Genomic DNA, 20,001 nt, shown 5'->3' on the forward strand with positions numbered 1-20,001 from the left:
ACTGCTTTGTCAACATTCTCTGCGGATTGATTGCCTACTGCCATCAACCGAAGAAGCCAGCGATTGCCATTGACCACAACTTGCTGCCTTCGGCTTAACCCGAACTGACGTTAGCTAAGAAAATCAGCAAGATAAAGACCCAAATTAAATTTCATAGCTGCTAAATTTCAGTTGAAATGACGTTCTTTTTAATGGCAACAAAGCCATGTTAATAACTAAACACGACTCAGAAGCGGTTATACAGCACCCTGCTTTGGCATTCGCAGGCTTGCTATGGTGATTTTAGGTAAATATGAATTCCCACCCTATGACACAGCCCTTTCTGCCCAGGGTTTCCGTAATTGTCCCTATCTACAATGGTGAGGCGGACTTGCCAGACTTAATCGACTGCTTGCGATCGCAAACTTACTCTGCTGAGTCTGTCGAATATTTGCTGGTCGATAATAATAGTAGCGATCGCACTGCCACCCTTCTCCAGTCAGCCGCCGCCTCAGCCGCCGCTGACGGCTTAACCATTCGCCCGATTGCGGAAAACCAAATCCAAAGCTCTTACGCGGCTCGAAACGCCGGAATTCGGGCATCAACGGCTGAAATTTTTGCTTTTACCGACGCCGATTGTCGTCCTCAACCACAGTGGTTGGCAGACCTGATTGAGCCGTTTGCCAATCCAACGATTGGCATCGTCGTCGGTGAAATTATGGCTTTGCCAGGGAACACCCTGTTAGAACAGTACGCTGACCGAGAAAATGTTTTGTCTCAAAAACATTCTTTAGCAAATCCGTTCTGTCCTTATGGTCAAACGGCTAACTTGGCAATTCGGCGGAAAGCTTTGGAACAGGTAGGTTTGTTTCGCCCTTATCTAACCACTGGCGGCGATGCTGACATCTGTTGGCGCATCCAACGCGAAAGTGATTGGCAGTTGCATTTTGCCCCAACTGCCATTGTCCGCCACCGTCACCGCTCCACGTTCCAGGAACTTCAAAGTCAATTGCGTCGGTATGGTCGCTCAAATCGATACTTGCACGAACTGCATGGCGTCAAGCTGACAGCAAACTTGAGTGCAAAGGAATATCTATATCGATTCAGCCGGTGGTTGGTCAAGGAAGTGCCGGTGACAGGTGTGAAAGCGATCGCGGGGAAAGCCGCGCTTGTAGACTTGTTAAGGACTCCGATTAATTTGATTAATGTCCGCGCGAGAGCCGCAGGACAAAATGAAGCTAGGCTTCCAGAAGCAGCCAAAGTAATTGAGTGGCTGGAAAAACCCCAGGATGTGGAAGTAAATCCATGAAAATCCACCAACGTCACGCATGGCCTGATACGGCTGAGGAAGCGATCGCTATCCAGCAAGAACTGAGCAAAGAAGTGATTACTTCAGATCAGTTGGGATCGGTGCAGTATGTCGCCGGGGTCGATATGGGTTTTGAGGAGTCGGGTACCATTAGCAGAGCAGCCGTTGCTGTTCTGAGTTTTCCAGATTTACAGTTACAAGAGCAAGCGATCGCCTTCCGTCCCACTACGTTTCCCTACATTCCCGGATTCCTCTCCTTCCGAGAAATTCCAGCCGTGCTAGACGCCTTAGAAAAAGTCAGCATCACGCCTGACTTAATCCTCTGTGATGGTCAGGGGATCGCTCATCCCCGCCGATTTGGCATCGCCTCCCATCTCGGAGTGCTAATCGACCTTCCCACGATTGGCGTTGCTAAATCTCTGTTCGTTGGCAAGCATGACGAGTTGCCAGTTGAAAAAGGCGCATGGCAACCGTTGCGGTATCGCCGCGAAATCATTGGCGCAGTATTGCGGACGCGCACGGGTGTAAAACCCGTTTATGTTTCTAGCGGACATCGGGTGAGTCTAGAAACGGCGATTGATTATGTGATGCGCTGCACTACGAAATATCGATTGCCAGAGACAACCCGCATTGCTGATAAATTGGCGTCAAATCGATAATGCAAGCTTGAGAGGGATGCGATCGCCGTACAGATTGGTTGCCAAGAGCGATCGCTTCATAGAGCGTCTCAATATAAGCCTTGAATTCAATTTCTAACTTAAACCAATTCTTCTTTTACTTTGATGCCATTCTTCTTCACAATGTAAGCGGGAACGCCGACAACCACACAGTTATCAGGAACATTTTTAACGACAACTGCGTTAGCTCCAACCGTAACATTGTTCCCTATCGTTACTCCGCCAATTACTTTAGCACCCGCAGTAATGCGGACATTATCCCCGATTTTCGGACGACTGGTTTTATCTCTATAACCAATTGTCACCTGTTGATTAATCCAGCAATTTTCGCCCATGTCTGCCATAACGATCGTGCTGAAGCCATGCTGGATAAACAGTCCAGGACCAAAATTAGAAGATGTATCGATAAAAAGGTAAGGACAAGATTTATAAAAATAACTTAATAAATACATAAATATCCTGGCGGATAAGTTTCCTTTAAATAATCGATGATAATACAAGTTCCTGAATTCTTTTTGACGATCCAGCAAAGAAAGTAAATTTCCTAAGTTTGATTCGCCTTTCCAGCCAAATACGTTCACCCAACGCTTTACATCTGCATCAATAATTTCTTTTTCAGTGGTTAAAAAGAAAGGAATTAACAAAGGAGAAACCAAAATAATTCCTAGGTTATATAAAGTTTTTCTGAAAAAATCTTTCATGGTTGTTAGAGAGGAAATCTTAGTTAGCGTAAATCATAGCAAAGGTTTTTACGACATACCATAGTTTATTAAGAGGTGTTTCCAATGCGGCGATAATGCTGACTCCAACTAGATTGCAGTCATATTATCAACAATGCAACTATTTTTTTTAGGTTTAATGTAGGCGGTGAGGAGTCAGAAATCATCAACAGGGCAGGAGTTGCCGTTTTCAGTTTCCCTGGCTTGCAACTAAAAAAGCAAGCGATCGCTAATTAGTATCAACGCCAGCTAGAATTTTATATTTTGCTTCCATTGACAAAATTATTAAACTGTGCAAGCAAGGTGGTTGGTGCCACCATGAATGCCCAAAGTTAAACGAATTATACGAGAACGACATCGGGAACATAGACAAAGTTTGCCCATGAGTAACGCCTTCTCCTGAAGTAAAGTTGAGCAAAGATAGCGGCTCATCGTTATTTCCCGTAGATTTTCGTTTTTTTAAACTTCCTACACAATTTTAGATTTTTCTTTCAGGTCATGTTAGAAATCAGGACATTAAGACTTGAAGCAGTTTAAAGAAAGAAACAATATATAAAGGCTAAGCAATATGAATGAATTAACTTTAGAGTGGCAAGAAGCCGGTCGGAGACAAACCCAAACAATTCACGAGCGACAAATCGCTAAACATCCCGGTACTATCCGGATCGGTCGTGACCCAGCTCGATGCGATATTGTTTTGACAGATCCCACGGTATCTGGGCTGCACGTCGAAATATTTTTTAATCAACAGCAGCAAAGCTTTTACTTGCGGAATCTGCGAGAAAGTAATCCGCCGCTAGTGGATGGGCGCATTATCATCCAAGGCGAAGTTTCTCTGAGCCAGGGTAGCACTATCTGTTTAGGACAGATAGAAATCCAGGTGACAAAGGTTTCCCTGGCAGTGGTGGGCGTTCCTCCGACAGTTTTGTTGTCACCGCCGTCACCCGCAGCAGGCAAACCAGCCCCCACCGCCCCTAACCCAGCGGCTGTAACCTATGGTTTGGAATGTTCCAGTTGTCATCGAGTTTCACCGTATAACTTAATGAATTTGGGGTGTCCGTGGTGTGGCACATCCCTAGCAGCAGCATTGAGCGTTTTAGTCACTCCTAGCAGCAACTAATCAACCATGAATCCAGCACCCATGCGCCTTCGCCTCAGCTGGGACGATCCAGGAACGGGAGAACGCAAAGAACCGACGCTGGCAGTTCCAATCGCACTGGGACGGGAATTTAATCAGATGCCAGGGGAAATGAATGGGCATCGCGTCTCCCGATTAACCCTCAATAGTCTTGAGGTTTCCCGCTTCCACGCCCTGATTGATATGGACGCTGGCGGGTTGGTGGTTATTGACCAAAACAGCAGCAACGGCACCTTGATTAATGGACAACGTCAGACGCGCAGTGTTCTGGGGAATGGCGACTCGCTGCAAATTGGCCCTTATTACATCAGCGTTACCTTCGCTGCCAATCCACCTGCGTCGCCCCCCTCTGGCAATTCTCAGATTTTCTTTCACCCAGACACGGATCTCCCTGACCCCAGGATTAGTCATCCGGCACCCCTGCCTCCGCTTGCTTCCCCCGCGCAACCAGGGGGAACGGCAGCGTTTCCTCCACCGGCTTTTCAGGCGCAGCAAGTCGTCGTACAAGACCTCCATGCCACCGGGTTGCGAGTCGATGAAGTGGACTATGCCGCCGTTGGGGGCGGTTTGGGCAGCTTTGTCTGGGTAGATTTATTAAGAATTTACGGGGTGAAAAGCAGTCAGATTGTGGCTTTGGGAATGGAACCCCAACCGTATGCTCGTTACAAGCGGCTGTGCATGAATTCGCAAATTCCTCTGTACGAACGCCTGCGGTCAAATTCAGATTCTTGCCCCGATAATATTTGGGGTTGGCCTAGTTATGCCCTGCGAGAAGCTGGGCACGATTTGCTCAAGGGAAGCATAGGAACAGCATTCGGGTATTTGTGGCAGGTATTTGCCGAACCGGCTTTTGCCCAAACTTATACCCCTCGTGCGGGTAATGTCTTTGACGCCATTGATAGGGAAGCAAAACGGATTGGTTGGGAACAGATGTTTCGTTACGCCAGCGTCCGTTCGATTCGGAAAACTGAGGATGGACGATATGCGATCGCTTATTCTCGTACCAGTGCCAACCAGCGCGACCATGCGTTCTTAATTGCCCGCAATGTCCAACTCGCTACCGGCTACCCGGCGATTCAGTTTCTCCCGGATTTGCAAGCTTACCGGGAAAAAACCAATGATTTTAAGTCCGTCGTTAATGCCTACGAAGAACATAACCACGTCTACAAGCATTTAGAGAAATTTGGCGGTACTGTGATGATTCGGGGGCGGGGGATTGTCGCTTCGCGGATCGTACAGCGAATTTATGAAGCCAGGGCAAAAAACCCCAATATCTCGTTGCTACATTTAATGCGATCGCCCAAACCCCAAGGTAACAAATTTGGGCGATCGCAACGGGGTGTCGAAAATCATTACGAATTTCAACCCTTTAACTGGCCTAAAGCCACTTGGGGCGGTGAATTGCGAATCATGCTTGAAAAAGCAGAACCCGAACAGCGAAAGCGCCTACTCGCAGATTGGGGTGGTACCACCACCGCTGACCGCCAGGATTGGCGACGCATGGTTGAAGAAGGCATCCGTCAAGGCTGGTATCAAATTACCTTTGGGGAAGTGGAACGAGTCGAACGCAACCCCCACTCGTCAGGAATTGAGCGCACCGTTACCTATATTCAAGAAAAGGGATTAAAAGGACAAATTCGCCTCGAAGCTGACTTTATCATTGACGCCACCGGACTCGATGCCAAAGTCAAAGCGAATCCCCTCCTGAACGACCTTGTCATCCATTACAAACTCCCCCTCCATGAAAATGGGCGGATAGCTGTTGCCAACAATTTTGAACTTGTCGAAATGCGATCGCCGCAGGGTCGGATGTATGCTGCTGGTGCCATGACCCTCGGTGGGCCTTACGCCGCTGTTGATAGCTTCTTGGGGTTGCAATATGCAGCATTTTGTGCAGTTGATAGTCTGTCGGCAGCTCGTGCCCCTGGAATCCATCGATTGAACTTTTTAAGTTCTTTTGGGCAATGGATAAAATGGGTCGCGAACCAAGCACCGTAAATTTACTAAACTTGCTCTGGGCACTCAACGGATTGTCAGAGTAGATTTCAGCAATATTGCTGATTCATCTAGAAGCGGGCAAGCAGAAAATATAGATAGATACTGAAAGAAAGTTGACTCCATCAATAACTGCCGTCATAGCCCTGAGCGAGCCAAAAATATGCGAGTCCATTGCACTTATCGGAATGGAGGCCATAAAGTGCGAAAACTCAAAATTTTTAACGAAGTTTTACCTGAAGTCAGGCTGTTCAAGTGTAAAGAAGCTGAGATGAGCAGCAGCTACCTTCTAGAAGATTTGACGATGAAGGAAATTGCTGACTACATGGGTTTTGGCTGTATTTCCGACCCCGAAGAAGCAAATGTCATGTCTGAAACGACAGGGTTGCCAATTGTTGGAAATTCTGTGTGGGTGAAATGCCCATCTAAGCTAGAAGTCGGAACAGTCTATGAAGGTCATTTACGCAAGAAAGAAACGTCCGGACTGCCCGAACTGAAGCTTGAAAACTGATGCGGTAAGTGGATTAAAAATTTACCATGACTCCGACACTCTTCGGTCGTTGGCAAACCCGATTATTTCTACTAGCAACACTGGGCACGTTGGTAACGTTGCCCTTTGCTTTGGGCGTCATTGGTCCCGGTGCCGACTCGCTTTTTTTCTGGATACTAGGGTATGTTGCGGTCTTTGGACTCGGCTGGGATCTCCTATATGACTATATCCAGAAATTCCGTTGGGATCGAGATTGGCCTGGAGCTTTACAGTTGCTTGCCGGTATTTGGGAAGCAGTTTTTATCGGGTTGCTGGTGAAAATATTTAGCTTACCGGGTGTAGGACGGGATCTGCCGTTGCAATGGTTTGTGCTGCACTACAGTCTCGTGTGGCTGAGCGTCTATCTGGCGTCGCATACCATCATGCGAATTTTATTTCCGCGTTGGCGTTTCCACGGGGGTCAGTTAATCTGACGAACGTTGCAGCGGATTGAATCCGGTTTATTAAAAAATCTAAAAATTAGCAGGGTTTATTCGGCGTTACACGCTCAAAGAATCATAATGATTCGTAGGGCGGACAACACCACCCTACAAAAAGCCCATGACTCAAGCGATATCGGGGGGCAAATTTCTGGGATTAGAGTTGAAGGAAGGCCAGTGTTGTTGCCGGTGTTCTTTAATCCGGTTCAGCAAATTTTCCCGAAAAATTTCAGCCCCGGTGGTACGATTACCGGGAGTTTCAAAGAAAATCGTGCTATCAACAATATCTCTGCCAACCATTTCAAACAAAATGTGAGTTACAGGTTCTGGCAAGGCAATAATTTCCGGATCTGGCACGGAAGAGAAAAGGTTGGCGTCTTCTAAAGTTGAAAAGGCGTGTATCACATTTTTTTCGAGATTAACTTGGGCGCGATTGCTAAGGGTCGTCAACAGCCAACCATCTTCCTGACTTTGGAGAATGTAATACTCGGAATGTTGCAGGCCAGTCGCATAGTCTACAAGAACGGGTGCGATTTCCGTAATCCACTTAGGTGGGATGCGATAGAGGGGCGCTTTATCAATCAGAGCTTGAATTTGTTGGTCTAAGTTCATAAGGACTATTTGGGGTCTTCTGCCGTTAACGTGTCGTAGTTGGGTATGCTAGGGTTTTGACAACAATCAGCCATTGTGGGGAAATCTACCAGAGAGTGGTGGATGCAATCTTTCAACTACTATTTAACGAACTCCGAGAGTCATCCAAGGCGTCGGAGCAGAACTGTCGTGAGGTTGCGGCGCGCATCTCTAGCGAAGTCGCCCGGATTTGCACTGAGAGTAAGCGCATCCAGGACTCAGGAGACATCGAAACCTGGGCAACAACACTGGCTCGTCTTCGCCTGAAACAATGTCTTCATTATTACCAAATGGGGGCACACCGGGGACGGGTAGAGTTACACAGCACCCTCAGTGCGATTATCTATCGCTACATTACACCGTCGCAGGTGCCTACGAGCTACCAGGCGCGGCTGACTCTGATAGAAGATTTCTTACAGGGATTTTATGCTGAGTCCTTAAATGCATTTCGACGAGAAAGCGGAATGGGTCCGGCGTATCGTCCTCATACTTTGTTAGAACTGGCAGAGTATATGGCTTTTGCTGAGCGCTACGGCAAGCGGCGCATTCCTTTGCCCGGTCATCGCACTCAGCAATTAATCATCCTGCGGGCGCAAACTTTTTCGCAACAACAACCCCCGGAAACTTCCGTAGATATGGAGCAAGCGGCAGAGGGATCTGCCACTGATTCCGACTCGGTTTGGAATGAAGCGACGGTGCAGCAGGTGCGGGAGGCGATGGTCGCTCACGAATCCGAACCCCTGGAAAAAAGCCTGCGCCAGACGGTGATTAAGGAGTTGCTGGCTTATCTGAAAGAGCGCCAGCAAACTGAATGCGCCGATTATTTTACTTTGCGCCTGAAAGATTTATCCGCCGGGGAAATTGAAGCAATTTTAGGTTTGACGCCGCGCCAAAGGGATTATTTGCAGCAACGCTTCAAATATCATTTGATTCGATTTGCTCTTTCCCAGCGCTGGGAACTGGTGCATCAGTGGTTGGAAGCGGATTTAGAACGGAATTTGGGTTTGACGCCGCAACAGTGGCAAACATTTCAAGGAATGCTGAGCCAAGAGCAGGCGGAATTACTACGATTAAAGCAACAGGGATTCCCAAACACAGCGATCGCTCAAACTTTGGGTTGTACGGTCTCCCAGGTTGAGAAGCGGTGGTTCAAGCTGCTAGAGATTGCCTGGGAAATTCGCAATCGTTCAGTATCCGGAGCAAGTGCATCTCAAGATGAATAGTGACCTAGACAACAATTCCGAAGCGATCGAAAACCGCTTTCTGGCAAGTCTGCTAGAGGATGGCGATCCTCTAGCAGCGCCACCACCCCCAGAGCCGCCTGCTCCTACAGACGACTTGGTGGCGGCAGCGCTGGAATTGGATGCGTTAGACCCACTGGATTCAGAAGACTTGAGCGTAGTGACCGACCACTTCGGTGAAGCGACCCAAGGCTGTCAACCACTCAACTTGGGAGGAGAAATACCGACTGTGCAAAATCGTTTCCATGCGCTTTTGAAGCGCAAACTACAAACAGAAATTGAACGAAATCCGCCCCTGTTTCCCTGGGAGACGGAAATTCGTAATTATGAACCTGACTATTCAGACAGCCAAGCAAACAGCTGGGTTCCCCTATGGACACCGCAGCTTTCTAACTTTAGTCTGCCAGTCACCCTACCCGAAACGGTTTTAACACAACTGCTAAACTCTTGCCAGGAGGCGATGCAGTCGCCGCTGCAACAGGGAGCAAAAATGGTGCGTGCTGCCAGTGCCTTATTTCCAGGGCAACCCCAGGCACTGAACCAGTTAGCAGGATTGGTGCTGCTCTATCCGACCCGTTCTCCTCAAGAGCAGCAACTGTTTACAAATCGTTATGAAGAGGCGACAGACAGCCAACAAATGGCGCTGTCCTTATTGGCGGCTAGAGAAATCATCAACGCGCTGACGCTGCCTGTATCGCCGGATCGGCAGCCGGTAGAGCGGCAGTGGCAGACGACAGTTGGACTGATGACTCTCAGGGCGGAATATCAGTTAGAGGGGCGGGTTCCCAGATGCCGGATTGAGACGCGCTTGCCTCGCGGCGGTAGGTTAACCTTACGAACCCCGCAAGGCTCGGCAACGGCACAGCGCACTTATCCGGGCTATTTGAGTGTAGAATCCTTTGATTTGGAAGCCAACCAGACTTATCCTCTGGAGATTCAGTTTCAGGAACTCGATCGGCAACCGCTGATTTTTGCGATCGCGGTCGGCAATTAAATGGCGAATGGCGAATGGCTAACTGTGATAGAACAATTAGCAATGAGCAATTAGCGATTGACCAATCACCAGTATGCGGCGTCTACCAGTTTTTAATCAGTTTAGGCAGCGGCTAGCAGCGATGCCGATGCCCGAAACGGAAGAATCCATTCTGTTGCGGGTGCTGGTGCAGGCGCTCGTGGTGGTAGGAATCATTGCGACGGATGTGGCAGCCGAGACGCAGATTAGCTTGTGGGCTGTGCCGCTCAGCATTGCCGGGGCGACGTGGAGTTGGTATCGACGACGCGATCGCAATGTGCCAGTGAAGTTCTTACTGGCAATTGGAATGTTGGTGGCACTGGCAGTTTTCTTGAAAAATCTGTTCGGTCAACTGAACGATACGCGACTGGTGCTGGCAGAGTTGTTAATTCATCTGCAAGTGCTGCACAGCTTCGATCTGCCCCGTCGCAAGGACTTAGGGTATTCGATGGTGATCGGGCTGATTTTGTTGGGTGTTGCCGGGACAGTGAGTCAAACGTTCGCTTTTGCACCTATATTGCTGTTGTTCTTAGGCATCGGGCTGCCGGTGTTGGTGCTAGATTACCGTTCGCGGCTCGGTTTAGAACAATTAAAAATGAAAAATGAAAAATTAAAAAAGGGGAATTCCCCCATTTTTAACTGGAAATTTTTCAGTATCAATTTTTTAGCGATCGTGGGACTGGGGCTGACCATTTTTGCCCTGATGCCTCGATTTCCTAGCTATCAGCTACAGACATTTCCCGTCAGTGCCCCCAGTAATCTCGCACAAAAGGATTTTCCCAGCAATAACCGTGGCATTGTCAACCCTGGTAAACAAGGCAAGGGAGGTTCTGGTGGCGGGTCAAACCAAGACACTGGCCCTGGCAATGTAGATGATACCTTTTACTACGGCTTTAACAGCAAGATTAACCAGAACTTGCGGGGAGAGATGAAGCCCAAGGTGTTGATGCGGGTACGCTCCCAGTCAGAGGGATTTTGGCGGGTGCTGGGGTTCGACCGCTACACGGGTCAAGGTTGGGAGATTTCGCGCGACAATCAAACGCAGACAGTAGAGCGTCCACCTTGGTCATACCGATTTTTTATCCCCAGACAGTTTATTAGTGGGAAAACTAGGGAGGTGATTCAGACCTACACGGTGGTGTCTGATATGGCGAATCTGCTGCCAGCCCTGGCGTTTCCTAAGGAACTCTACTATCCCACGCAAAGAGTGGCACTGGATACAGAAGGCAGCGTGCGCTCGCCTGCGCTGTTGCAGGAGGGACTCACCTACACGGTGGTTTCAGAAGTCCCTTACCGCGATCGCACTCGCTTGGGGCAGGCGTCTACTGAGTATTCCAAACCCATCCGAAATTACTATCTGCAAGTTCCTCCGCAAATTGCTGACAAAGTGCGGCAGCTAACGGAAGAAATCTTAGCGAAGTCGAGAAAACCCATCACCTCGCCTTACGAAAAAGCCCTCTACTTGGCTCAATATCTCAAACAAAACTACACAATTCCACCAGATCCCAATAGCTTGCCATTTTTGGATGAAAACGAAGACTTAGTAGAAACGTTTCTTTTCAAGTACAAAGGCGGCTATCCAGACCACTTTTCTAGCGTCCTCACGATTATGTTGCGTTCGATTGGTATCCCGGCGCGACTGGTGGGGGGCTTTTCCCCTGGCGAGTTCAATCCCTTCACTGGCTTATACATCGTCCGCAACACCGATGCCTATCTGATGACGGAGGTATATTTTCCGAGTAACGGTTGGTTTGCTTTCGATCCGATTCCTACGCATCCACTCATTCCCCCGTCGATTGAAGAAGACCAAACTTTTAGCGTGCTGCGCCAATTCTGGAAGTGGGTTGCTGGTTGGTTGCCTTCGCCAGTAACCAGTTGGCTGAATAACGTGTTCGGTGCGATCGCTACCTGGCTAATTGGGGGAATCATCTGGCTGTGGGCGCTATTATCCAGGGGGTGGGTGGGCTTGTTCGCCGGTCTCATCTTAGCTATTTGCCTGGGTTTCTTGGGCTGGCTAGCTTGGAATGGGGTGCGTGTATGGCTGTACCGTCGCTGGTTAGCGAAGCTGCCTCCGATGGAAAGTCTTTACCAGGAAATGTTGGCAAATTTACGCACTCAGGGATATGCCAAACATCCAGCCCAGACGCCCTCGGAGTACGCTTATCTGGCGTATAAACACCAGCCACCGGAATCTGCTAAGGCAATTGACGAGATTACCCAAGCTTATGTCAGTTGGCGCTATGGTAAACGGAATCCGAATGTGAATCAGTTGCGGCTGAGGCTGCGAGAGTTGAAAAAATCTCAGTTGAAGAAGCGTTGGCAGCAGCGCCAAGATTTAAAGCTGAAGACTCCATAATATTTTTCGGGTTGCGATCGCTATTTGCCGTTGAACTGGAAATCGCGATGGCTTCGCCTCGGACTCCGTCCTACCCAACCCACTCAAAACAAAACCGAGGCTAAAAGCCTCGGTTAGTTACGGAGTTATCGATCGTCACTCATGCGGATGAAAGGACTTGAACCTTCACTTCTTGCGAAACTAGAACCTAAATCTAGCGCGTCTGCCAATTCCGCCACATCCGCTCATGGCGTTTACTATCATAGCAGAAACTATCGTCAATACCAGCATTTTATGAGATTTGTTCTTGCCCTCCCGATCAAGGGGGGCTGGGATGTTTTAGCCAGCCAGTAAGGATTCGGCACCATCAATCCACATTTCCGTCCCGCTAATCAGGCTGGAGGCGTCTGAGGCTAAAAATAGCACTAGGTTGGCAACTTGTTCAGAGGAGCCAGGTTTACCATCAGTTAGCGGGATTTTTCCTGCCGGATACTCCACGGGTTCACGAGCTTGTTCCAAGCTCCGTCGTTCGGTGCTTTGGTCAATATTGGTTTCTATCGCACCCGGACAAATCACATTAACGCGGATGCGGTGTTTGGCTAGTTCTAGCGCCACCATTTTGGTGAATGCGACTTGAGCCGCTTTAGTGCAGGAATAGGCTGTCGCACCGCTGTTGCTGAACATCCGCGTGCCATTGACGGAGGAGGTGATGATGACAGAACCGCCTTGTTTCTTGAGATGAGGCACGGCATATTTAACAGTGAGGAACGTGCCTCTCAGATTGACTTTAATCGTTTTGTCCCATTCTTCTGGCTCTAGCTCTTCTATCGGTGCCCAGACGCCATTAATTCCAGCATTCGCAAATACAATGTCGAGGCGTCCCCATTGATTTATGACTTGTTGCACCGCTTGTTGCATCTCCTCTGTTTCGGAGATGTCAGCGAGTACTGGGATGGCTTCTCCACCGGCTTGTTGGATTTGGGCAACGACTTCGTTGAGTTCGTCTTCAGTACGTCCTAAGGCTGCGATTTTTGCACCTTCTTTCGCCAATAGCACTGCGGCTGCTTTGCCGATGCCCGAACCCGCACCTGTAATCAGTGCTACTTTGTCACCAAGTTGCATTGCCCCTCCTCTACTTTGACCTGTTTCCTATTGATGGTTGAACAAAGGAAGGGACACTACATCCGTCTTCTGGAAGACGTAGTTTGGAATCGTGCAAGGTGATAGGTAATTCCTTCCAGGCTTGGGGGCACGGCAATGCCGTGCCTCCACTGGCTTATGCTTCGACTTTGACGCCTTTCCAGAAAGCAATGTATCCTTCAATGTTTTTGGCGGCGTCCTTGGCTTGGGGATAGTACCAAGCCGCATCTTTGTTGACTTGCCCATCGACTTCGATGGAGTAATAGCTGGCTTTGCCCTTCCAAGGACAGCTGGTGTGAGTGTCGCTATCTTTGAAATATTGCTGGTTGATAGCATCAGCGGGGAAGTAGTGGTTGCCTTCCACGACTTCGGTGCGATCGCTTTGGGCTAAAACCGTACCATTCCAGATTGCTTTCGGCATGGGTTAATTTACTAATAGACTTTCCAAGTATCATTATGATTCGTAAAGCAGGCTCTCGTTAGCGCAACCAATTTCGGGCAGCAGTTTTGGATGCCCACAGCACTCTGAAACTCCCTTGCGGAGAATTCGGAATTTCTTCATTCATCCTTTTGATCCTGCGCGGATGCACCGCTTTGCTAACATCCTTCATCCTTCGGAAGATGCCCCAGTTTCATTCTCTCGAACAGGCACTCAAACATTTCTTTGGTTACGACAGCTTTCGCCTAGGGCAACGTCAGATTATTGAAGAAGCCCTACAAAACCAGGATTTGCTGGTTGTGATGCCTACAGGCGGAGGAAAATCTTTGTGCTTTCAGCTACCAGCCCTACTGAAATCCGGCTTAACCGTGGTAGTGTCGCCGTTGATTGCCTTGATGCAAGATCAAGTGGAAGCGTTACGGGATAACGGCATTGGCGCGACGTTTCTCAATAGTAGTCTCAGTTGGGGACAAGTGCGATCGCGCGAACAAGATATCCTCAATCGTCGCATCAAACTACTCTACGTTGCCCCAGAACGACTCTTGGGAGAAAAATTCCTGCCGTTTTTGGATTTGGTACAACACCAAATTGGAATTCACTCGATTGCAATTGATGAAGCGCACTGTGTTTCTGAGTGGGGACATGATTTTCGCCCAGAATATCGGCAATTGCGACAATTACGCCAACGCTATCCGGATGTTCCCTTTTTAGCACTCACCGCCACCGCTACCGATCGCGTCCGTCAAGATATTATCCAACAGCTGGCGCTCAGGCAACCCAGTATTCACATTGCCAGTTTTAATCGCCCCAATCTTTACTACGAAGTTCAGCCAAAAGAAAAACAAGCTTACTCCCAACTCTTAAAGCAAATTCGCACAACTGAAGGTTCCGGGATTATTTATTGCCTCAGTCGTCGCCGTGTAGATGAAATTGCTTTTCGATTACAAAAAGATGGCATTTCAGCGCTACCGTATCATGCAGGGCTAGATGATGAAGAACGGACTTCCAATCAAACTCGCTTTATTCGAGATGACGTGCGAATAATGGTAGCAACGATTGCCTTTGGCATGGGAATTAATAAGCCAGATGTGCGCTTTGTCATTCATTACGACTTGCCGCGCAATTTAGAAAGTTACTATCAAGAAGCTGGAAGGGCAGGAAGAGATGGAGAACCTGCTCGTTGTACTGTCTTTTTTGGCTACGGCGATTTGAAGACGATTGAGTATATTATTGACCAAAAAACTGACCCGCAAGAGCAAAGAATTGCCCGTCAACAATTGCGGCAGGTAATTGATTATGCGGAAGGGACAGACTGTCGCCGCACAATACAATTGGGTTATTTTGGCGAACGTTTTGCGGGAAATTGCGGCAACTGCGACAACTGCCGTTTTCCTAAACCCGTGCAAGATTGGACAATTGAAGCGCAGAAATTTCTTTCTTGTGTCGCTAGATGCAAAGAAAGATACGGGATGAATTATATTATCGATGTGCTGCGCGGCTCAAAAAATCAGAAGATTTATCAGAATGGACATCAGGAACTTTCTACCTACGGCATCGGCACTGATAAAAGTGTAGAAGATTGGAAGATGTTAGGGCGATCGCTTTTACATCAAGGACTTGTCGATCAAACCACTGACGGTTATTCTGTCTTGAGGCTCAACGCTTTAAGCTGGGAAATCTTGCGGCGTCAGCGTGAGGTGCAGATTGCCGTTCCGATTGTTACCGCAATAGATGAATCGCCGCAAATGGCAGTAGAAGTAGAAATGCTCTATGAACAATTGCGCCAGCTTCGCAAACAACTTGCTGATGAGCAATCCGTGCCTCCCTACGTCGTCTTTGCGGATTCTACCCTAAAGCTGATGGCTCAGATGCAACCTCAAAGCTTAACTGAATTTAGCAAACTTTCCGGTGTTGGAGATTATAAATTAGCTCAATACGGTGAGCGATTTGTTGCTGAAATCCAAACTTATTGTAAAGAACAAGGGATTTTTAAGTCCACTTCTGTTGCGGCAAGTCCTCAAAAAAACCACCCTACATACACTCAGTTAGCTACGCTGGATTTGTATAGGCAAGGTTTGAGCATTGAAGAAATTGCTCTAAAACGTAACTTGCGTATAGGCACTATCTTAGATCATCTAGCAGAACTGATTTCGATGAATCAGCCTGTGGATTTAAACTCATTAGTGCCCCTAGAACGTCAAGAACCCATTTTAAAAGCAATTCAAGAGGTGGGTGCTACTTCACTCTCAAAGATTCGAGATTCACTAGGGGAAATCTATACTTTTGATGAGATTCGACTGGTGCGGGGACTGTGGAAACGAGAGAATAAAGGTTAATTTTTTAACGCAAAGGTACGCAAAGGTTAGCGCAAAGGTACGCAAAGGGAAGGCTTACCGCTCTCGTTTCCTGAGGCGGTTAGCAGGCAAAAAATACTACTTTTGGGGTATGGTGCAATGGGAGAAATGTGTTTAAGGGATATTGGCGATCACCATAACTGAAGGTAGCCTGTTACTCGCTGAAGCCCGTTGGGTTCTTCGACAAGATGAAGCAAGAAAAGCGCTTCCCTAGGAATGTTTGGGGCGTGCAGTTGCACTTCAATCAAGCCACCAAATCACGTATAAAAAGACAACTAATTTGAAGCCGAATAGCTGGCTCAATCGGATGCAGCATTCGTCTGATAGTCAAGCATCGGTTAAAGAGGCGACGTCACGGTTGATCGTTGATCGTCTAAAATTTGTGGTTAAACGCTTTAGCTGAGGGAGTCAGGAGGGCTTCACCAACCTTTTAAATGGTAAGGACAGGAGCTTTCTCACTCATCTAGTGTTAAAACCAATAATATTGCCCGAATCCTCAAGGACGGGTGTGAAGTTAAGTTTAAGCTACGCAATGACGGATTTTGCAAGCTCTTTAGGAGAAGTTAAGAGATGACCCATCACGTCAATCAGCTTGGCGAAACTATCCCCCAAACGCTCAATGGATATGACCCTAACGTGTTTCCAGCATTTCATGAAACGCTGCAAACTCACTTTCCAGGGGCACTTCCCATGAGCAAGTACATGAGAAAGACTTTCCAAAGCTTGAGTTCCTACGGTTTTTGTGACGAAAACACGATGGGAATGATAGCAATTTGTCGGGATGAAGTCGCCGAACCCCTATTCATTGAAGTAATTCGATACTGGGGGAAAACTTTTAATTGTTGCAGCTTAGCCGGGTTCGTCATGATGGGGAAAACGGGGTTAGCCGCTGCGACTGACCATACCCCTATCGTTGATGGTATCCGTCGTTTTACCTTCTATGCGATGCCCCATATCGCTATTTCTAGACATGGTGATATTGGTAAGGTTTATCGAGATGGTGTTCAAAAAGTTTCCCATGCTTGTGGAGCATTAGAAACAGTCGTCAAAGAATTGGCATCTGGTCATCTGAAACTAGAAATGGATATGCAGGATATTGAACAAACAATTATCCGGCAGAAAATTCTTTCAGCCCTTACCTATGGGGACAAACCCGATTTGATAGAGATTACAAAGTTGGCATCTAAAATTATTTCCGACGATGTCGAAGCCCTCTTAAATATTCTCGATCGCTCTGTGTTTAACTACGCCGTCATGACCGGAATTCAAATTCATGGGCCTCTAGGCACCCACTGGATTTATCCACAAGATTTTTATGTCGTCGGCTCTGATCTTCCTGGGGGGAAGGAAAAGATAGAAGCATTTCAGCAGGCGCAAAATTAAAAAGTTAATGACAAATGGAGATAGCTTTATGAAGAATGGCTATGTTGGAAGTTAGTTGATGAAGTGAGCGCTACTATTATTCCTTCCCTAGAGTGAAAAGACGTAAGCAGTGAACTGCTCTGGCAATCTTTCTCACGTAATCAAACATCTCTAGATAGTCAATCATGTGGACTCCAGGACATATTTTGCAAAACGGCAAATACACCATTGAGCAAAAAATTGGTGGGGGTGGTTTTGGCATAACTTATCTTGCTAGGCATAAAAACAGTGACTTAGTTGTCATCAAAATACTTAAAGATATAGATCCAAACAGCCATGACTTTGATAAGTGGCAGCAAGATTTTGCGAACGAAGCGCTAAGACTGCAAAAGTGTCAGCATCCCCATGTGGTAAGAGTTCATGAACTCATCACAGAAGGGATGACCTGGGGGATGGTCATGGAATACATAGAGGGAGAAGATTTAGCTTACAGAGGCGTATTAGCTGAATCTGAAGCTTTAAAATACATCAGACAAGTCGCTGATGCTCTGATAACTGTTCATGAAAACGGTTTATTACATCGAGATGTAAAGCCACGAAACATTATGGTGCGGGCAGGAAAGGATGAAGCCGTTCTTATTGACTTCGGAATAGCCCGCGAGTTTACTCCTGATTTAACACAGACTCACACAGAACATCGGACAGATTTTTATTCTCCACCTGAGCAATATGAGAGCCGTGCTAAACCAGGTTCGTACACGGATGTTTACTCGTTAGCGGCAACTTTGTACAAATTGCTAACAGGACAAGAACCTGAAGGTGCCATATCTAGAGCGATTTATGGTTATCCGCTGAAGCCACCTAAAGAAATCAACCAACATATCAGTGAGCAGGTTAACTTTGCTATTCTCAAAGGACTAGAGGTGAAACCAGAGAATCGTCCACAGTCAGTAAAAGAGTGGATTGGATTGATTAATTCTTCAGCACAGCTTTTGATTTTGAATTCAGAAACTCTTAAGCAAGAGCAACTGAATCAACGCATCCAGCGTTTGATTTCTAATCTCTCGCTCCCAGATGTTGAAGATCGTTATGCTGCTGCTGAAGCTCTAGGAAAGATTGGAATGCCAGCTCAAAAAGCAGTCCCCGCACTAATCAAAGCTTTAGAGGATGAGGACGAGACAGTTCGTGGAAATGCTGCTTCCGCTCTTGGAAATATTGGTTTAGCAACCAAAGATGTGATTTTTGTACTAAGTCAAGCTTTAGAGGATGAGGATGAATTTGTTTGTGACTGCGCTGCTTTTGCATTAGGAAGATTTGGTTCAGCAGCAGAAGAAGCAATTCCTGCATTAGCTGAGCAGTTGAAGAGAGAAAGTAAGAATCGTCGCAGCATTGCTGCTCCTGTGCTAGCCCAAATTGGTCAAGCAGCAATTCCGGCTCTAGTTGAGCTTTTGAAAGATCAGAAGCGACATGTCCATCTTAGAGCTGCACAAACGTTAGGCGATATGGGTTCAGTAGCAGAGGCAGCAATACCAGATTTAGTTGAACTCCTTAAGCAAAAAGAGCAAATAAGTGCGAGGGAAGCTGCATCTGCATTGGGAAAAATTGGTCAAGCAGCGGTTCTCCCACTAATTGATGCTTTAAGGTTTGGAGAGTGGTACATACGGGAACCAGCGGCTTATGCTTTGGCAGAGATTGGTTCAGAAGCTAAAGCTGCTGTTCCCGCACTCGTTGAAGCTCTAGAAGATGGAAGGTCTTTATTCGGCGTTGTCTCTGCCTTAGAAAAAATTGGCTCAGCCTCAGAGCCTGCTGTTCCTGCTCTCGTTAAGTTAATCAAGAGTGAAAATCAATATCTCCGTCAAAGAGTTTTTGCTGCTTTAGGAGAAATTGGTGCAGCAGCAAAGCCTGCTGTTCCTGCCTTAATTAATGCATTAGAAGATCCTGACGCAAGTGTACGTCGAGATACTGTCACAACTTTAGGGAAAATAGGTTCAGAGGCAAAAGAAGCAATTCAGCCTTTAATTGCACTGTTTGAGGATAAGGCGTTGCAGTTCAACACTGACATGATTGCCTCTGCCTTGGGAGGAATTGGCTCCGATGCTGTTCCTGCTCTCATCGAAGCACTGAAGAACGAACAATCAAAAAATACACGCTATGGTGCTGCATCATCCTTAGAAAAAATTGGCTCAGGAGCAAGAGATGCTGTTCCTGTTCTGCTAGAAACATTGAAGGATGAGTATGAAATAGTCCGTTGGGGTTCTGCCCTTGCTTTAGGACGTATTGGCTCAGATTTACAAGTTGTAGTTCCTGCCCTCATGGAAGCTCTGGAGGATCGGACTGACTCCGTTCGGAGCTGGTCTGCTCGTGCTTTAGGAGAAATTGGTTCAGGTGCAAAAGCTACTATTCCTGCCCTTATTAAAGCAATGAAAAACACTACTGAAGCACAAGGACTAAATCCCCATCATGCTCGTAAAAGTATTGTTGAGTCTCTAGGGAAAATTGCTCCTGAGTCAGAAGAAGTAGTCTTTGCTTTAATTGATGCTCTGCAAGATGAATCTTATGTTGTACGTTGTAGTGCAGCTTATGAATTAACGGTGCTTAAACGAAAAACAAGACTCTAAAAAGGTATAATACAGGCATGGCAACCATTTCACGTTATGGTGTGATAAATGAAAGAGACAACTCCCGCCGCCATGCCCCCTTGC

The 20,001-nt window shown here is 47.3% G+C and carries 16 protein-coding genes and 1 tRNA gene; 12 read left to right on the forward strand and 5 right to left on the reverse strand.

What is annotated here, in order from left to right:
- Positions 1-307 precede the first annotated feature (307 nt).
- Positions 308-1,288, forward strand: coding sequence for a glycosyltransferase (locus NDA03_RS27040; RefSeq protein ID WP_242036939.1), 981 nt, complete (start codon positions 308-310; stop codon positions 1,286-1,288).
- On the forward strand, positions 1,285-1,947 hold the full coding sequence (gene nfi, locus NDA03_RS27045) for a deoxyribonuclease V (protein WP_348239746.1): 663 nt from the start codon (positions 1,285-1,287) through the stop codon (positions 1,945-1,947). Before NDA03_RS27040 ends, nfi begins: the two co-directional genes overlap by 4 nt.
- A 98-nt stretch (positions 1,948-2,045) precedes the next feature.
- On the opposite strand, the gene NDA03_RS27050 is transcribed toward nfi, so the two are convergent.
- The gene (locus NDA03_RS27050; RefSeq protein WP_348239747.1) at positions 2,046-2,666 is read right to left on the reverse strand and encodes a serine acetyltransferase; all 621 of its coding nucleotides are present in this window, start codon (positions 2,664-2,666) and stop codon (positions 2,046-2,048) included.
- Between the two features lie 586 nt (positions 2,667-3,252).
- Between NDA03_RS27050 and NDA03_RS27055 the strand changes: the two genes are divergently transcribed.
- The 4 genes from NDA03_RS27055 to NDA03_RS27070 all read left to right on the forward strand — a co-directional run bounded on the left by NDA03_RS27055 (position 3,253) and on the right by NDA03_RS27070 (position 6,780).
- On the forward strand, positions 3,253-3,804 hold the full coding sequence (locus NDA03_RS27055; protein ID WP_348239748.1) for an FHA domain-containing protein: 552 nt from the start codon (positions 3,253-3,255) through the stop codon (positions 3,802-3,804).
- Between the two features lie 6 nt (positions 3,805-3,810).
- Positions 3,811-5,820 carry an FHA domain-containing protein gene (locus NDA03_RS27060; RefSeq protein ID WP_348239749.1) on the forward strand — a complete coding sequence of 670 codons (2,010 nt, stop codon included), beginning with the start codon at positions 3,811-3,813 and terminating at the stop codon, positions 5,818-5,820.
- Between the two features lie 199 nt (positions 5,821-6,019).
- On the forward strand, positions 6,020-6,328 hold the full coding sequence (locus tag NDA03_RS27065) for a hypothetical protein (protein WP_190410289.1): 309 nt from the start codon (positions 6,020-6,022) through the stop codon (positions 6,326-6,328).
- A 26-nt stretch (positions 6,329-6,354) separates the two neighbouring features.
- Positions 6,355-6,780, forward strand: coding sequence for a hypothetical protein (locus NDA03_RS27070; RefSeq protein ID WP_190429611.1), 426 nt, complete (start codon positions 6,355-6,357; stop codon positions 6,778-6,780).
- 132 nt (positions 6,781-6,912) lie between these two features.
- On the opposite strand, the gene NDA03_RS27075 is transcribed toward NDA03_RS27070, so the two are convergent.
- Positions 6,913-7,398, reverse strand: a complete 486-nt coding sequence (locus NDA03_RS27075) for a hypothetical protein (RefSeq protein ID WP_190435290.1) — start codon at positions 7,396-7,398, stop codon at positions 6,913-6,915.
- Between the two features lie 65 nt (positions 7,399-7,463).
- Here NDA03_RS27075 and hetZ point away from each other — a divergent pair, with 65 nt between their 5' ends.
- The 3 genes from hetZ to NDA03_RS27090 all read left to right on the forward strand — a co-directional run bounded on the left by hetZ (position 7,464) and on the right by NDA03_RS27090 (position 12,025).
- Positions 7,464-8,639 carry a heterocyst differentiation protein HetZ gene (hetZ, locus tag NDA03_RS27080; RefSeq protein ID WP_347276548.1) on the forward strand — a complete coding sequence of 392 codons (1,176 nt, stop codon included), beginning with the start codon at positions 7,464-7,466 and terminating at the stop codon, positions 8,637-8,639.
- Complete coding sequence (locus NDA03_RS27085) at positions 8,632-9,651, forward strand: hypothetical protein (RefSeq protein ID WP_348239750.1); 1,020 nt, start codon at positions 8,632-8,634, stop codon at positions 9,649-9,651. The genes hetZ and NDA03_RS27085 overlap by 8 nt, the downstream gene beginning before the upstream one ends.
- 73 nt (positions 9,652-9,724) lie before the next feature.
- Positions 9,725-12,025: a DUF3488 and DUF4129 domain-containing transglutaminase family protein gene (locus NDA03_RS27090; RefSeq protein ID WP_348239751.1), complete on the forward strand. Its 2,301-nt coding sequence runs from the start codon at positions 9,725-9,727 to the stop codon at positions 12,023-12,025.
- A gap of 142 nt (positions 12,026-12,167) precedes the next feature.
- Here the strand turns inward: NDA03_RS27090 and NDA03_RS27095 are convergent.
- From NDA03_RS27095 to NDA03_RS27105, 3 genes are all read right to left on the reverse strand, one after another.
- Positions 12,168-12,249: transfer RNA gene (locus NDA03_RS27095), tRNA-Leu, on the reverse strand.
- Between the two features lie 94 nt (positions 12,250-12,343).
- Positions 12,344-13,126, reverse strand: coding sequence for an SDR family NAD(P)-dependent oxidoreductase (locus tag NDA03_RS27100; protein WP_190410278.1), 783 nt, complete (start codon positions 13,124-13,126; stop codon positions 12,344-12,346).
- Positions 13,127-13,280: 154 nt separating this feature from the next.
- Positions 13,281-13,565 (reverse strand): DUF427 domain-containing protein, encoded by a 285-nt coding sequence (locus NDA03_RS27105; RefSeq protein WP_190410277.1) that lies wholly within the window; start codon positions 13,563-13,565, stop codon positions 13,281-13,283.
- Between the two features lie 200 nt (positions 13,566-13,765).
- Here NDA03_RS27105 and recQ point away from each other — a divergent pair, with 200 nt between their 5' ends.
- The 3 genes from recQ (at position 13,766) to NDA03_RS27120 (ending at position 19,917) form a co-directional block, all read left to right on the forward strand.
- Positions 13,766-15,919: a DNA helicase RecQ gene (gene recQ, locus NDA03_RS27110; protein WP_348239752.1), complete on the forward strand. Its 2,154-nt coding sequence runs from the start codon at positions 13,766-13,768 to the stop codon at positions 15,917-15,919.
- A 588-nt stretch (positions 15,920-16,507) separates the two neighbouring features.
- Positions 16,508-17,320, forward strand: coding sequence for a hypothetical protein (locus NDA03_RS27115; protein WP_190410275.1), 813 nt, complete (start codon positions 16,508-16,510; stop codon positions 17,318-17,320).
- 185 nt (positions 17,321-17,505) lie between these two features.
- Positions 17,506-19,917: a HEAT repeat domain-containing protein gene (locus tag NDA03_RS27120; protein ID WP_348239754.1), complete on the forward strand. Its 2,412-nt coding sequence runs from the start codon at positions 17,506-17,508 to the stop codon at positions 19,915-19,917.
- Positions 19,918-20,001: the final 84 nt, after the last annotated feature.

Origin of the sequence: Trichocoleus sp. Lan (genome assembly GCF_039961855.1) — a bacterium.
Taxonomy (GTDB): domain Bacteria; phylum Cyanobacteriota; class Cyanobacteriia; order Cyanobacteriales; family FACHB-T130; genus FACHB-T130.